This is a genomic window from Streptomyces sp. NPDC036813 (assembly GCF_055609245.1).
On sequence record NZ_JBVJPV010000023.1, the window covers coordinates 37,986 to 52,247 of the forward strand.

A 14,262-nucleotide genomic window follows, 5' to 3' on the forward strand; every position below is an offset into this window, starting at 1 on the left:
GCGGCGAAGGGGGCGTTCCGCAAGGGGCTGTGACCGCTCAGGCGTCCGCGCGCACCGGGGCCGGTGTCTCCGGGACCACGTCCGCGAGGTCGCGGCTGCGGGTCTCCTTGGCGCAGGCGATCGCGACGACCGTGAGCAGGGCGGCGGCGATGACGTACAGCGCGATCGGGGTGGAGCTGTCGTAGTCGGACAGCAGCGCGGTCGCGATCAGGGGGGCCGGCGCGCCGGCGGCCACGGACGAGAACTGGGCGCCGATCGACGCGCCGGAGTAGCGCATCCGGGTCGCGAACATCTCGGAGAAGAAGGCGGCCTGGGGCGCGTACATGGCGCCGTGCAGGATCAGCCCGACGGTCACCGCCAGCAGCAGACTGCCGAAGCTCTCGCTGTCGATGAGCGCGAAGAACGGGAACATCCACAGGCCGACGCCCACCGCGCCGATGAGGTAGACGGGCCGCCGGCCGATGCGGTCCGACAGGGCGCCCCAGGCGGGGATGACCGCGAAGTGCACGGCCGAGCCGATCAGCACCGCGTTGAGCGCGGTCTGCTTGCTCAGGCCCGCGGAGGTGGTGGCGTAGACGAGGATGAAGGCGGTGATGACGTAGTAGCTGATGTTCTCCGCCATCCGCGCCCCCATCGCGACCAGGATGTCCCGCCAGTGGTCGCGCAACACCGCCAGCAGCGGCATCTTCTCCACGGCGCCGGTCGCCGCCTTGCGCTGCTCGGCCGCGGCGAGTGCGGCCTTGAAGACCGGCGACTCGTCGACCGAGAGGCGGACCCACAGGCCGACGAGCACCAGCAGACCCGACAGCAGGAACGGAATCCGCCATCCCCAGCCGGCGAAGGCGTCGTCCGACAGCGTGGCGGTCAGCAGCGACAGCACGCCGGTCGCCAGCAACTGCCCGGCGGGCGCCCCGGTCTGCGGCCACGAGGCCCAGAACCCGCGCCGCCGCGCGTCCCCGTGCTCCGACACCAGCAGGACGGCGCCGCCCCACTCGCCGCCGAGCGCGAAGCCCTGGACCAGCCGCAGGACGGTCAGCAGCACGGGCGCCGCCGTGCCGATCGTCGCGTGGGTGGGCAGCAGGCCGATGGCGAAGGTGGCCCCGCCCATCATCAGCAGGCTCAGCACGAGCAGCTTCTTACGGCCGAGCCGGTCGCCGTAGTGCCCGAACACCAGCGCGCCCAGCGGCCGTGCCGCGAATCCGACGGCGTAGGTCAGGAAGGACAACAGGGTGCCGACGAGGGGGTCGGAGCCGGGGAAGAACAGCTTGTTGAACACCAGCGCGGCGGCCGACGCGTAGAGGAAGAAGTCGTACCACTCGATGGTGGTCCCGATGAGGCTGGCGGCGACGATGCGCTTGAGGTTCGCCGGGGGCGGGGATGCGGTCGTTCCGGAGGCCATGTGCGCCACTTCCTCGTGTGCGGTGGGGACGGGTACGTGCTGGCACACGGTAGGAACACGCAGGTCAGGCGGACATATGGTGGGGCACCATAGTTCAGGGGTGGTCTATGCGTGCCCACACCATGCCGACTCGTGAAAGGGCGCTTCCGGCCGGTCTCGGCCGTCAGCCCACCGGCGTTCCTGCGGCCCCCGCCTCCGCCAGGCCCCCGTGAACTGAAGCACCGCGTACTGGGCGGCGCCGGTGCCGCCCAGTACGGCGGCGAGTTCCCGCGCCTGCGGCACCGTACGGGGCAATCCGTCGAGCAGGAAGCCCCGCCGGGCGTCCGGTCGCGCGAGCCGTTCCCGGACCGTCCCGCCGGTGACGGTGTCGGGGACGAGGTCGCCGGTGTCGAGGCAGCGCTGGGCGTCCCGCCCGAGGGAGGTGCGCCGTGCCACATGGTCCCGGAACAGGTCGCCAATGGAGATGTGCGGGACGCTAGCCCGGCGAGCGAGCCGGGCCCGCACACGATCTCGGGACGTGGAACTTGGCCGGCCGCGCGACTGCCGGACGGCGTCCGTGTGCGGCTCCTGCGGTCCGAGAAGCTCGCACCGGCACTCGTCCCGGCCCCAGTCGGCACTCGGGTCGTTCCCGCCCGTCACCATGGCTTCGGACGTGGGCGACATGCAACCTCCCAGGGGCGTGAAGCCACCCATGCAGACGCAATCTTGATTGTGCCGCCGGAATGGCTGATAACACTGGCGTCTGGCCGAGGACCACGCCAGGCGCGCGCTCCGGGATGCGGCATCTGTCCGATCGGACAGGGTCGACGGACCGAAAGAGCAGGTGCGTCGGCGCGGTCGCGATGGACAATAGGCGGTTGTTCCCCTACTACGGCAGGGAAAAACACATGTCACACCGTAGTGACCTGCGGCAGCGCAGGGTGAGGCTGGAGAGCGAGTGGTCCCGCTGGGTACCGCGGATGAAGGCCGCCGGATCGCATCCGATCGGTTCCGAGGCGCTGCGTCGTGATGTGACCGAGTCCTGGATGCGGTCCCTGAGCAGCGTGGACCCGGCGCGGGACAGCGCCCCGGTCAACGACGGGGACGGCGTGCACCACCGCTGGAGCGGCTCGCCGCTGCGCGGGCCGGTCGACGGCCTCGCCGACGAGCTGCGCGGCATCGCGGAGGACGCCGGATTCGTCACCGCCGTCACCGACGAGTCCGGCACCATCCTGTGGACGTGCGGCGGGCCGACGATGCGCCGCCGCGCCGAACGCGTCAACTTCGCACCCGGGGGCCGGTGGGACGAGCCGGCCATGGGCACCAACGCCCTGTCCCTCGCGCTGCGCACCGGCCGCCCCGCCTCCGTCTTCTCGGCCGAGCACCTGGTGACGGCGCTGCACGGCTGGGTCTGCTACTGCGCCCCCGTCCATGGTCCGGACGGACAGATCCTCGGCGTGCTGGACATGTCCACCACCTGGGACCGTTCCAACCCCCTGGCCATGGCCACCGTGCGCTCGCTCGTCGCCACCGTCGAATCCCGGCTCCGCACCGAACTGCCGCGCCAGGCCCCAAGGAACAGCAGCCCCGTGAACCTCGCCTGTCTCGGCAGCGAACAGGCGCTCCGCGACGGCGTTCCGCTCGCCCTGCGCCCTCGCCAGGTGGAGATCCTCACGCTTCTCGCCCTGGAGCCGGACGGCTTCTCCCCCGACCGGCTCCGCTACGCCCTCTACGGCGACCGGGCCGTCACCGCGTCGACCTTCAAGGCGGAGATCTCCCATCTGCGCCGGGCCCTGGACGGCGGCGTCACCACCCGCCGCTACACCCTCACCGCCCCTGTGACCTGCGACGCGGCCGAGGTGCTGCGCGCGCTGGGGCAAGGCGACACCGAGACGGCGCTGCGCCTGTACCGCGGCCCGCTGCTGCCCAGGTCCGAGGCACCGGGAATCGAGGAGTGGCGCACTCACCTGGAGGTGTCCGTCCGTGAGGCCGTGCTGGCGAGCACCAGCCCGGAGCACGCCCTGCGTTACGGCGAGCGCGCCCCGTACGACGCGGAGGTGCACGAGCACGCGCTGCGCCTGCTCGGCCCGCGCGACCCGCGCCGCGCCATCGCGGCCGGGCGCCTGGCCACCGCCCGGAGCTGACCGACGGGCCGGGCGGGCGGCGCCAACCTCCCGCCAACCTGGCAGGCGCACAGTGCGGTACAGCACGACGGCACGGGCCCGTCGGACCACCGTACTCGCCATGCCCAGAGGAGAGCCGCCATGGTGTACACGCAGCCGGGAACAGACGGCAGCATCGTCAACTTCGCCTCCCGATACGACAACTTCATCGGCGGTGACTGGGTCGCGCCCGTCGAGGGCCGGTACTTCGGGAACACGTCACCGGTGACCGGCAAGACCTTCTGCGAGGTGGCCCGCTCCACCGCCGCCGACGTCGAACTCGCCCTGGACGCCGCGCACACGGCCGCCTCCAAGTGGGCCCGCACGTCGACGACGGAGCGCGCGAGGATCCTCAACCGCATCGCGGACCGGATGGAGACGAACCTGGAGAAGATCGCCGTCGCGGAGACCTGGGAGAACGGCAAGCCGGTGCGCGAGACGCTGGCCGCCGACATCCCCCTCGCGATCGACCACTTCCGCTACTTCGCGGGGGTGGTGCGCGCCCAGGAGGGCAGCATCGCCGAGATCGACGACGACACGGTCGCCTACCACTTCCACGAACCCCTCGGTGTGGTCGGCCAGATCATCCCCTGGAACTTCCCCGTCCTGATGGCCGCCTGGAAGCTCGCCCCCGCGCTGGCCGCCGGCAACTGCGTGGTCATCAAGCCCGCCGAACAGACCCCCGCCAGCCTGCTGTACGTCATCGACCTGATCGCCGACCTGCTGCCGTCCGGCGTGCTCAACGTCGTCAACGGCTTCGGCGTGGAGGCCGGCAAGCCCCTCGCCTCCAGCCCGCGCATCGCCAAGGTCGCCTTCACCGGCGAGACCACGACCGGCCGGCTCATCATGCAGTACGCCAGCGAGAACATCATCCCGGTCACCCTGGAACTGGGCGGCAAGAGCCCCAACATCTTCCTGCCCGACGTCATGGCCGCCGACGACGACTTCCTGGACAAGGCCGTCGAGGGCTTCGTCATGTTCGCCCTCAACCAGGGCGAGGTGTGCACCTGCCCCTCCCGCGCCCTGATCCACTCCTCCATCTACGACGAGTTCATGGCCCGCTGCGTGGAGCGCACCAAGGCCATCGTCAGCGGCGACCCGCTGGACCCGGCCACCATGATCGGCGCGCAGGCCAGCAACGACCAGTACGAGAAGATCCTCTCCTACATCGACATCGGCAAGCAGGAAGGCGCCGAACTCCTCACCGGCGGCAACCCCAGGGCCGTGGCCGGCCTGGAGGGCGGCTACTACATCGAGCCGACCATCTTCCGCGGCACCAACGACATGCGCATCTTCCAGGAGGAGATCTTCGGCCCCGTCGTGTCGGTGACGACCTACGACTCCGTCGACGAGGCCCTCGAGATCGCCAACGACACCCTCTACGGCCTCGGCGCGGGCGTGTGGACACGCGACGGCAACACCGCCTACCGCCTGGGCCGCGAGATCAAGGCCGGCCGCGTATGGACGAACTGCTACCACGCCTACCCCGCCCACGCCGCGTTCGGCGGCTACAAGAAGTCCGGCATCGGCCGCGAAACCCACAAGATGATGCTGGACCACTACCAGCAGACCAAGAATCTGCTGGTGAGCTACTCGGCGAAGAAGCTGGGCTTCTTCTGATGAGCGAGCGGGTGACGAGGGTGGAGCTGACGGAGGCCGCCCAGGACCTCCTGCCGACGCTGACGGAACGTCATGGCCCGGTGATGTTCCATCAGTCCGGCGGCTGCTGCGACGGCAGCGCGCCCATGTGCTACCCGCGCGGCGAGTTCCGGGTCGGCGGCTCGGACGTCCTGCTCGGCCGTGTGGCCGGGGACACGCCGTTCTGGATGAGTGCCGACCAGTACGCCTACTGGCGGCACACCCACCTCACCGTCGACGTGGTCCCGGGCCGGGGCAGCGGGTTCTCTCTCGAAGCACCCGAGGGTGTGCGCTTCCTGATCCGCTCTCGGGTCTTCACCGACGAACAGTGGCAACGCCTCGCCGCCGAACCCCCGCTCCCGAAGGGGACGGACACCGCCGAGTGACCGTCGCCGCCCGCCACGGCGGCACCTCCACGACCACCGCGCCGGCGCAGGCAGTGGCCACAGCGGGGCCGGACACCCAGGTGTCCGGCCCCGCGCCGATGCCTCTCCGGACCGGGCCGCCCCCTCCGTCGCGAGCAGTAGGCCCGCGATCCGTGCCGCGGGCGCGCGATCCGTCCCGCGGCGGCGTGGGTCCCGCTCAGTCACGGGGGATGTCCGCGCCCGTGCCCGCGGACAAGCGGTGCAGGCGCAGGGCGAGTTGGATCTCCAGGGCTCGGGCCGGGCTCTGCCAGTCGTCGCCGAGGAGACGGGCCACGCGGTCCAGGCGCTGCGCGACCGTGTTGACGTGGACGTGCAGCGCGTCCTTGGTGCGGGCCGGGCTCATGCCGCAGGCGAAGTACGCCTCCAGGGTGTGCAGCAGGTCCGTGCCGCGCCGCGCGTCGTAGTCGACGACCCGGCCTATCGTGCGCTCGACGAAGCCGCCGATGTCCCGGTCGCCGGCCAGCAGCAGACCCAGGAAGCCGAAGTCCTCGGCGGCGGCACCGTCTCCCGTACGGCCCAGCAGGCGCAGCGCGTCGAGGCAGCGGCGGGCCTCGCCGTAGGCGGCGGTCACGGCCTCGGGGCGGGCGGCCGGGTCGGCGACGGGCGCGGAGGCGCCGACGGTGACCGCTTCGTGGACGGCGGTGCCGAGATGGCGGGCGGCGGAGCGGGCCAGCGCGGTGGCCGTCTCGCCGGGCGGCAACGGGAGCAGCAGGACCGTGCCGCCGTCGCGTGCGGCGGCCAGTCCCTGCCGGGTCGCGGCCAGGTGGGAGGCGGCGGCCCACAGCCGGCGGCGGGCCTCTGCCTCCCGGTCGGCGTCGGCCGCGGGGCCGTCGAGGCGGGCGGCGAGCACGACGTGCGTGGCACCGAGGTCGGCACGCAGCCGTGCGGCACGCTCGCGCAGCAGGCGCGGGTCGCGGTCACGGGCGTCGAGCAGGTCGTCCAGCAGTTCACCGCGCACGCGCTGTTCGGCCTCGGCGGCCGAGCGTCTGGCCAGCAGCAGAAGGGAGGTGACCATGGCCGCGCGTTCCAGAGTGCGCTGGTCGACCGGGTCGAGGCCGCGTTGGCCGCGCAGGACGAGCGCCCCGAGCAGTTCGCCACCCGCGGCGACCGCGGCGATCCAGTCGTCCCCGTGCCGTACCGCGTGGCCGTCCGCCCGGGAGGCCTCCAGTGCCCGCGCGGGCGCGGCGTCGGCCTCCGCGAACTCGACCGTTCCGGAGAGCACTTGGGAGACGGCGGCAGCCACGTCGTGCACTCCTCCGCCGCGCAGGACGAGCTCGGCGAGCCGGTCGTGGACGTCCGAGGCGCGTTCGATGACGGCGCTGCGGTCCCTGATGATCTCGTTGGCCCGCTCCAGGCCGGCGAGGGCCGAACGGGTCTCGGTCAGCAGGTTGGCCGTGTCGATGGCGGCCGCGGCGAGGGCGGCGAAGGAACCGAGCAGAGCGATCTGCTCGCGTTCGAAGACACGGGCCCGGCGGTCGGCGGCGAACAGCACGCCGATGACGTGCGGACCGAGCATCAGGGGCACGCCGAGGATGGCGACCAGTCCCTCGTCGCGCACGCCGGTGTCGATGGTCGTGGTGTGCTGGAAGCGCTCGTCCTTGAAGTAGTCGTCGGTGACGTAGGGGCGGGCGGTCTGGGCGACCAGGCCGCCGAGCCCCTCGCCCATGCCCAGGCGCAGCTGCTGGAAGCGGGCCGCGACCGAGCCCTCGGTGACCCGCATGTAGGTGTCACCGCGCTCGGGGTCGTTGAGGCTGAGGTAGGCGACGTCGGTGCCGAGCAGGGAACGGGCGCGCTGCACGATCGCCTGGAGGACGGCGTCCAGGTCCCTGAGACCCGCGAGGTCGTGGGCGGTCTCGAACAGCGCGGACAGCTCCGCCTCCCGGCGGCGCCGGCCGTCCAGTTCGGCACGCACCCGCAGGGCGAGCAGCTTGGCGTGCTCCAGCGCGGCGATCCGCTCCGGGGGCCATCCCTCGGCGCGGGCCCGCAGCACCGGCTGCTCGTAGGCGTCGGCGGCAGCGCCGCGGGCCAGGAGCGAGAGGAAGGGCGTCTGGACGTCGAACTGCGGGGGCGCCACGTCGGCCTGCTGACCGGCCGTCGCGGGCGCGGCGGGGAGCCGGCTTCCGAGGCGCCGGGACACGGCGCCGTCACCGTCGCTTCCGTCCCGCCGGAGGGCGTCCTCGGCTTGCGCAGGCGCAGCGCCGGCCTCACCTCCCGGGAGCCGGAGGCCGTCGCCGGCCTCGCCTCCCGGTCGGCGGCCGTCGTCGGCCGGCCCTCCGGGTCGCCGGGGCGGGGTGTCGGTCCGTCCGGAGTGTCGGTCCGACGGGACGTGATCGCGGGACATGGTCACAGGATTCCTCATCGCCCGGCCGACGCGTCAGGCCTGTGGAAAACCCGACGGCGCCCAGGTCAGCGCTCGGTCCCCCCGACAGCGTGGAAGCCGGCACCTCGATCCCCCGGCCGGCACCCGGGTCAGCACTCCGTCCCCGGGCGGCGTGCAGGCCGGTGGCCCGCTCCCCGTCGGCCCCCGGGTCAGTGCGCGGTCCAGCCGCCGTCGAGGACGAGCGAGGTGCCGGTGACGAAGGAGGTGTGCGGGCCGCACAGGTACGCCACGGACTCGGCCACCTCCTCCACCTCGATCAGCCGCTTGACCGCGCTGTCCTGCAGCAGCACCTCGCTCAGCACCCGTTCCTCGGGAATCCCGTGCGCCGCGGCCTGGTCGGCGAGCTGCTGCTCGACCAGTGGGGTGCGCACATACCCGGGGTTGACGCAGTTGGACGTGACGCCGTGGGCCGCGCCTTCCAGGGCGGCGGTCTTGGACAGCCCCTCGAGGCCGTGCTTGGCGGCGACGTAGGCGGACTTGTAGGCGGAGGCCCGCAGCCCGTGGACGGAGGAGATGTTGACGATCCGGCCCCACCCCTGCCCGTACATGTGCGGCAGCGCACCCCGGATGAGCCGGAACGGAGCCTCCAGCATCACGGTGAGGACCGTGTGGAAGACGTCGGGCGGGAACTCCTCGATCGGGCGGACGAGCTGGATGCCGGCGTTGTTGACCAGGATGTCCGTGCCTGCGGCGGCGTGCTCGGCGGCGTCCAGGTCGGTGAGGTCCAGGACGTGGGGCTCGACGGTGCCGGGCAGCCCGGCGGCCGGTTCGGCGAGGGCGGCCAGGCCGGCCGCGTCCCGGTCGACCGCCCGGACCTTCGCCCCGGCGGCGGCCAGCCGCAGCACGCAGGCGCGGCCGATGCCGCCGGCGGCACCGGTGACGAGGGCGGTACGACCGCCGAGGTCGAGCGAGGGGGTGTGGGGACCCGGGAGCGGGCTGGGCGCGGTCATGGCACGACCCTAGGCGGCACACCCGCCCCTCCCCATGTGGTCAGCCCACATACTTCACAGCGTGCTGCTGGGGTCGAACCATGTGGGTGCGTCAGCCATGGCCTGCTTGATCCGGAAGCGGGCGAATTCGTGCAGCTCGGGCAGGGCGTCCACCTCGAACCACCCGACCTCCAGCGACTCGTCGTCGTTGACCCGCGCCTCGCCGCCGACGGCCCGGCAGCGGAAGGTGATGTCCATGTACTGGCAGGTGTCGCCGTTGGGATAGGTGAACGGGTCGAGTGCCTGGACGAGCACCACCCGCTCGGCGACACAGTGCACGGCGGTCTCCTCGTACACCTCGCGCACCGCGCACGCCGCGGGCTGCTCCCCCGGGTCCGGGATGCCGCCGATCACCGACCAGGTGCCGGTGTCGGTACGCCGGCCCAGCAGCACTCTGCCGTCGTCGTCGAACGGGATGGCGGTGACACCGGGCAGCCACAGCAGCTGGGTTCCGGCCGAGGCCCGGAGCGTGCGGATGAAGTCGGGAGTAGCCATGGGGCCGACCCTAACGGGCCGGCCCGCTGGTCATCGGCCGGACAGGGGGTACGTACGGCGGGCGTACGGCGACACGTCACCGGCGCGCCGCCCGCACACCGGCGCCGATCGCCCAGCCGAGACCGGCGGCCGCGGCGAGCACCAGGGCGATCTCGGGCAGCACGTCCAGGTCGGTCGCAGGCGTCGTGGAGGAGCGCAGCGGGACCTTCTGCACCAGCGAGTCGGCGACGAACATGCCGGTCCGCTGGGTGATCCTGCCGTCCGGCAAGATGATCGCGCTGACGCCGCTGGTCACCGGGACGGTGACGGTGCGGCTGTGCTCGACGGCCCGCACCCGGGACATGGCGAGCTGCTGGTAGGTCATCTCGCTGCGGTCGAACGTGGCGTTGTTGCTCGGCACGGAGATCATCTGCGCGCCGTGCGTGACGGTGTCGCGCACCGCCCAGTCGAAGGCGGCCTCGTAGCAGGTGGCGAGGCCGACCTTGGTGCCGTGCATGGTGAAGACGCCCGGCTTCGTGCCGGGGGTGAAGTCCTGCCGGGCCATGTCGGTCCAGTCGCTGTTGATGGCGCCGACCAGCGACCGCAGGGGAAGGAACTCGCCGAACGGCTGGGTGCGGCGCTTGTCGTACGTCTGCGTCGGGCCCTTGGCGGGGTCCCACAGGATCTGCTCGTTGTACAGCTTGCCGTTACGCTCGACGACGCCACCGACGGAGAGGGGGACACCGATCTCCTCAGCGGCCTGGTCGATGACGTAGGCCGCGTCGGCGTTGGCGAAGGGGTCGAGGTCGGAGGAGTTCTCCGGCCACAGCACGAAGTCGGGCCTGGGCTGCTTGCCCGCCTTGACCTCGGCCGCGAGCCGCTGGGTTTCGCGCGCGTGGTAGTCGAGCACGGCCCGGCGCTGGGAGTTGAAGTCCAGGCCGAGGCGCGGGACGTTGCCCTGGATGAGGGCCACGGTGGCCGTGCCGTCCTCGGCCCGGTCGCTGACCAGGGTGCGCGCGGCCAGCGCCCCGGCGACGGGGACGGCCATGCTCAGCAGCGCGGCCGAGGCGGCGCCGCGCCGCAGCACGCGCGTGCGTCGCCCTTCCAGGACGAGCCGTACGGTCTCGTACAGGCCGAAGCCGCACAGGACGACCGCGAAGCCGAGGACCGGGGTGCCGCCCACCGCCGCGAGCGGCAGGAAGACGCCGTCCGCCTGTCCGAAGGCGATCTTGCCCCAGGGGAATCCACCGAACGGCGCACGCGCGCGTGCCGCCTCGCCCGCGATCCACACCGCCGCCGCCCACACGGGCCAGGCCGGCAGCCGGGAGACCACGGCGATGCCCGCGCCGACCAGGGCGATGAACAGGGCCTCCACCGCGCACAGGGCCACCCATGGCAGGGAGCCGACCTCGACACCGGTCCACACCAGCAGCGGGAGCAGGAAGCCGAGGCCGAAGAGGTAGCCGAGGCCGAGCCCCGCCTTCCAGCCGCGGCCGCGCAGCACCCAGCCGAGGCCCGCGAACGCCGGCAGGGCCAGCCACCACAGGGTGCGGGGCGGGAAGCTCACGTACAGCAGCACTCCGCAGAGCACCGCCGCGACGGCCGGGACGAGGCGCTTGAGGCGCGCGCCGCGAGCGGGGGACGCGCTGTGGGGCTCCAGCTCGTCCGCCTGGCCCACGGATGTTGCGGTGACGGTCACTCGGGGAGTGTACGGCGGGTGACCTCGGCGTTGACAGCGCCGGCCGGCCGGCGGGGGCCCACTGGCGGTGCACCCGAACGCCCCGCGCTCGTCCAGGCACCCCGAGTGGCACTGTTCCCGTGCATCCGCCGGTCCGCGGACCTCCGTATCCGACTGTCTGCATATCTACGCATCCGCGTACCTGCGCACAACTCATCCACAAACCGGCCATCAGCCGTTACGGTGTGCCCGGGTCCCGGCGACGCGGCCGGGCGCGGGTCGGGGGCGACCGGTACAGGGGGACGGGGTGGGGTCCACGTCGAGAGTGTCGTCCGGGGGCGGTCCGGAACCGGACGAGGACAGACGAAACGTTTCTGACGCGGCGGGGATGGTGCTGCTGGGCGCCTGCTCCGCATGGTCGCTGATCACGGCGGGCGCCCACGACGGGCGGCCCGAGGGTGTGCTGCTCGCGGTGCTGGCCGTGGCGGCGGGGTGGGCCGCCGGGCGGATCGGCGGTGCGCTGTTGCCGGTGGCCGCGCCCGGTGCCGCGGCGGTGGCCGGCCTCGTGCTGGTCGCGACCACGCCGGGCCTGGCGGCGAGCCCGCAGATCAGCGCGCCGCTGGGGCACGCGGGCGCGACGTCCGCGGTGCTGACACTGTCCGCGGGTGCCGCGTGCTGTGCCGCCTGGGCAGCCGGCCCGCCGGTCGTGCGGCTGGCGCTGCGCCTGCTGGCGGCCGGCGCAGCGGTGACCGCGGCGGGGGTCGGATCCGTCCCGGGCGTGATCGGCTGTACGGCCGTGCTGCTCTCCTCGCTGGCCGCGGGCCGGATGCGGCACCGCGGGATGGGTGTCGCCTGTCTGGCCGTGGCCGCCGCCGGGGTGTCCGGCACCGTGTGGGCGATCGCCGCGGGAGTGCTGCCGACGGGGCCGGCCGCCGCTCTGGAGGGCCCTCTCACCCCGCACCGGGTGCTGCTGTGGCGGGACGCTCTCGGGCTGGCCGGCGACGACGCGGTGCTGGGAGTCGGTCCCGGCAGGTTCGAGGACCTCAGCCAGGCGGCGGCTCAGGCGCTGCCGGCGGACGGGAAGCCGCACTCGGCGTCGCTGCAGCAGGCGGCCGAGCAGGGCGTGGTCGGGGTGGCGCTGCTGGCGGCGGTGTTCGGCTGGGTGCTGTTCGCACTGTGGCGCTCGCGGCGGCCCACCCCGCTCGTCCTGACCGCGGGCGCGACCCTGACCGCACTCGCGGCGATCGCCTCGGTGAGCAACGCGCTCAGCTTCACGGCGGTGTCCGTCGGCGCGGGCCTGGTGGCCGGAGTGGCGACGGCACGTCCCCTGACGGAGGAGACTCCACGGATCCCACTCGCCGTACCGGCGCGCGACGACCGACTGGTCCGGTGAGCGTCACGACGCCCGGCGGCAGCCGGGAGAACACCGGCAGCGGCACGCGCGTGAAGCCCCGTACGGCGACGGCCGACCCACCCACGCGTGTAATACCGCATGGCGACGGCCCGATCCACCCAAGCAGGGAACCCCGCACGGCCACAGCCGAACCCGAGCACACGCATGGCGCCCCCCTACGGCGGCAGCCAAGCCACCCGGCATGGAGCCCGCACGGCGACAGACCGACCCACGCCCGTGTGGAACTCCGTCGGAGAGCGCGGCACCCGGGACCGCCCGCCTCAGCGGCGCGTCAGCGCAGCGCGCCCGGGGACGTCGGCCGCAGCCGGTCACGGATCATCCGGACCGCGGCTTCGGCGTTGTCCACGGTGATGGTGAACGTGTGCCCGTCCCACAGCCGCAGCACCACGCCCTCGCCGCGGCGTACGACGACGGCCGTGCCCTTCTCGGGCCGCCAGCGGTAGCCCCAGCCACCCCAGTGGCGCGGGGTGACGTGCGGGGCGACCTCGGCGCCCGCGATGTGGTCCAGGGGGATGCGCCGGCGCGGCAGACCGATGTGGCCGCAGCGCACCTCGAGGCATTCCCGGTCGAGCTTGAGGTCGACGTGCACGAAGGCGAGGGTGCCGAAGACGACGAGCAGCCCGGCGGCGATGCAGCCCACGACCGCCATGGCGAGCGCCGTGATCCCGGACGTCCAGGCCGAGTCCACGGCGAGCTCGATGCCGAGGGCCACACAGGCGACGCCCACCAGCGCCAGCAGCCACTGGACGCGATTGGTGGCGCGTCCGTGCCAGACCACGGGCAGCGGGGCGTCGGCGTCGCGGAGGCGGTCGTCCCTCATGCCTTGAGGGTACTCATGTTTCGCTGTGCGGGTACCGGGTCGCACTCCGTGACTGCTCCGGCGGAGTGCGCCGTCCGCCGACGGCGCCGTGCCCTACGACGCCGGGCTGACCGCCGGCAGCAGCCTGCCTTCCTCGTAGGCCAGCGCGGCCTGCGGCAGGGTGCCCTCGCGGCCGCTGAGCAGCACGGTGAGCGTGCCGACGGCGGGCGCCTCGGGTGCGGCGACCTCTCCCATCCGGCGCAGCGCCTGCGCGGCCACGGCCCCGGCGGAGCCGTACAGCGCCGGCTTCGGGCGACCGGGCCGGTGTACGGCGGCGTGGATGCGTTCGGCGACGAGTTCGTAGTGGGTGCAGCCCAGGACGACCGTGGTGACGTCCTCCGGGGTGAGGGCCGCCGCCGCGGCGACGGCGGCGTCGATGGCCGTCTCGTCGGCGTGCTCGACGGCCTCGGCGAGACCCCAGCAGGGCACCTCCGCCACCGGGACGCCGTCGGCGAAGTCGCGGATGAGTCCGCGCTGGTAGTCGCTGCCGGTGGTGGCGGGCGTCGCCCAGATCGCGACATGGCCGCCGCCGGCCGCGGCCGGCTTGATCGCGGGAACCGTGCCGATGACCGGGATCCCGGGCTCCAGCAGGGCCCGCAGCGCGGGCAGGGCGTGCACGGTCGCCGTGTTGCAGCCGACGATCAGCGCGTCGGGCCGGTGGGCGGCCGCGGCCTCGGCGACGGCGACGGCGCGCGCGGTGAGGTCCTGCGGGGTGCGCGGGCCCCAGGGCATGCCGTCCGGGTCGAGGGAGAGCACGAGATCGGCGTCGGGGCGCAGGCGCCGCACCGCGGCGGTGGCCGCCAACAGCCCGATTCCGGAGTCCATGAGCGCGATCTTCACCCGGCCACGATAGACGATGGCCTCC

12 protein-coding genes are annotated in these 14,262 nt (G+C 73.2%); 4 read left to right on the forward strand and 8 right to left on the reverse strand.

Annotation, left to right across the window (positions count from 1 at the left end):
- Window positions 1-37: 37 nt before the first annotated feature.
- A complete protein-coding gene (locus ACZ67Q_RS35185; protein WP_471190502.1) occupies window positions 38-1,399 on the reverse strand; it encodes an MFS transporter in 1,362 nt (453 codons plus the stop codon).
- 105 nt (window positions 1,400-1,504) lie between these two features.
- Window positions 1,505-2,062 carry a nucleoside monophosphate kinase gene (locus tag ACZ67Q_RS35190; protein ID WP_471190504.1) on the reverse strand — a complete coding sequence of 186 codons (558 nt, stop codon included), beginning with the start codon at window positions 2,060-2,062 and terminating at the stop codon, window positions 1,505-1,507.
- Window positions 2,063-2,286: 224 nt separating this feature from the next.
- On the opposite strand from ACZ67Q_RS35190, the gene ACZ67Q_RS35195 reads away from it, so the two are divergent.
- The 3 genes from ACZ67Q_RS35195 (at window position 2,287) to ACZ67Q_RS35205 (ending at window position 5,564) form a co-directional block, all read left to right on the forward strand.
- Window positions 2,287-3,522 (forward strand): AfsR/SARP family transcriptional regulator, encoded by a 1,236-nt coding sequence (locus tag ACZ67Q_RS35195; protein ID WP_471190506.1) that lies wholly within the window; start codon window positions 2,287-2,289, stop codon window positions 3,520-3,522.
- 120 nt (window positions 3,523-3,642) lie between these two features.
- Window positions 3,643-5,160 (forward strand): aldehyde dehydrogenase, encoded by a 1,518-nt coding sequence (gene adh, locus ACZ67Q_RS35200; RefSeq protein ID WP_471190508.1) that lies wholly within the window; start codon window positions 3,643-3,645, stop codon window positions 5,158-5,160.
- Complete coding sequence (locus tag ACZ67Q_RS35205; RefSeq protein ID WP_471190510.1) at window positions 5,160-5,564, forward strand: DUF779 domain-containing protein; 405 nt, start codon at window positions 5,160-5,162, stop codon at window positions 5,562-5,564. The genes adh and ACZ67Q_RS35205 overlap by 1 nt, the downstream gene beginning before the upstream one ends.
- A gap of 196 nt (window positions 5,565-5,760) precedes the next feature.
- On the opposite strand, the gene ACZ67Q_RS35210 is transcribed toward ACZ67Q_RS35205, so the two are convergent.
- The 4 genes from ACZ67Q_RS35210 to lnt all read right to left on the reverse strand — a co-directional run bounded on the left by ACZ67Q_RS35210 (window position 5,761) and on the right by lnt (window position 11,145).
- Window positions 5,761-7,962: a helix-turn-helix domain-containing protein gene (locus ACZ67Q_RS35210; protein WP_471190513.1), complete on the reverse strand. Its 2,202-nt coding sequence runs from the start codon at window positions 7,960-7,962 to the stop codon at window positions 5,761-5,763.
- Between the two features lie 170 nt (window positions 7,963-8,132).
- Complete coding sequence (locus tag ACZ67Q_RS35215) at window positions 8,133-8,933, reverse strand: 3-hydroxybutyrate dehydrogenase (RefSeq protein ID WP_471190515.1); 801 nt, start codon at window positions 8,931-8,933, stop codon at window positions 8,133-8,135.
- Between the two features lie 54 nt (window positions 8,934-8,987).
- Window positions 8,988-9,467, reverse strand: a complete 480-nt coding sequence (locus ACZ67Q_RS35220; RefSeq protein WP_471190517.1) for an NUDIX hydrolase — start codon at window positions 9,465-9,467, stop codon at window positions 8,988-8,990.
- A gap of 76 nt (window positions 9,468-9,543) precedes the next feature.
- On the reverse strand, window positions 9,544-11,145 hold the full coding sequence (lnt, locus tag ACZ67Q_RS35225; RefSeq protein WP_471190519.1) for an apolipoprotein N-acyltransferase: 1,602 nt from the start codon (window positions 11,143-11,145) through the stop codon (window positions 9,544-9,546).
- A 367-nt stretch (window positions 11,146-11,512) separates the two neighbouring features.
- On the opposite strand from lnt, the gene ACZ67Q_RS35230 reads away from it, so the two are divergent.
- Entirely contained in the window at window positions 11,513-12,517 is a 1,005-nt protein-coding gene (locus ACZ67Q_RS35230; protein WP_471190521.1) for an O-antigen ligase family protein, read from the forward strand.
- 292 nt (window positions 12,518-12,809) lie between these two features.
- On the opposite strand, the gene ACZ67Q_RS35235 is transcribed toward ACZ67Q_RS35230, so the two are convergent.
- On the reverse strand, window positions 12,810-13,358 hold the full coding sequence (locus ACZ67Q_RS35235) for a hypothetical protein (RefSeq protein ID WP_361633103.1): 549 nt from the start codon (window positions 13,356-13,358) through the stop codon (window positions 12,810-12,812).
- A gap of 93 nt (window positions 13,359-13,451) precedes the next feature.
- Window positions 13,452-14,222: a glutamate racemase gene (locus ACZ67Q_RS35240; RefSeq protein WP_471190659.1), complete on the reverse strand. Its 771-nt coding sequence runs from the start codon at window positions 14,220-14,222 to the stop codon at window positions 13,452-13,454.
- Between the last annotated feature and the right edge of the window lie 40 nt (window positions 14,223-14,262).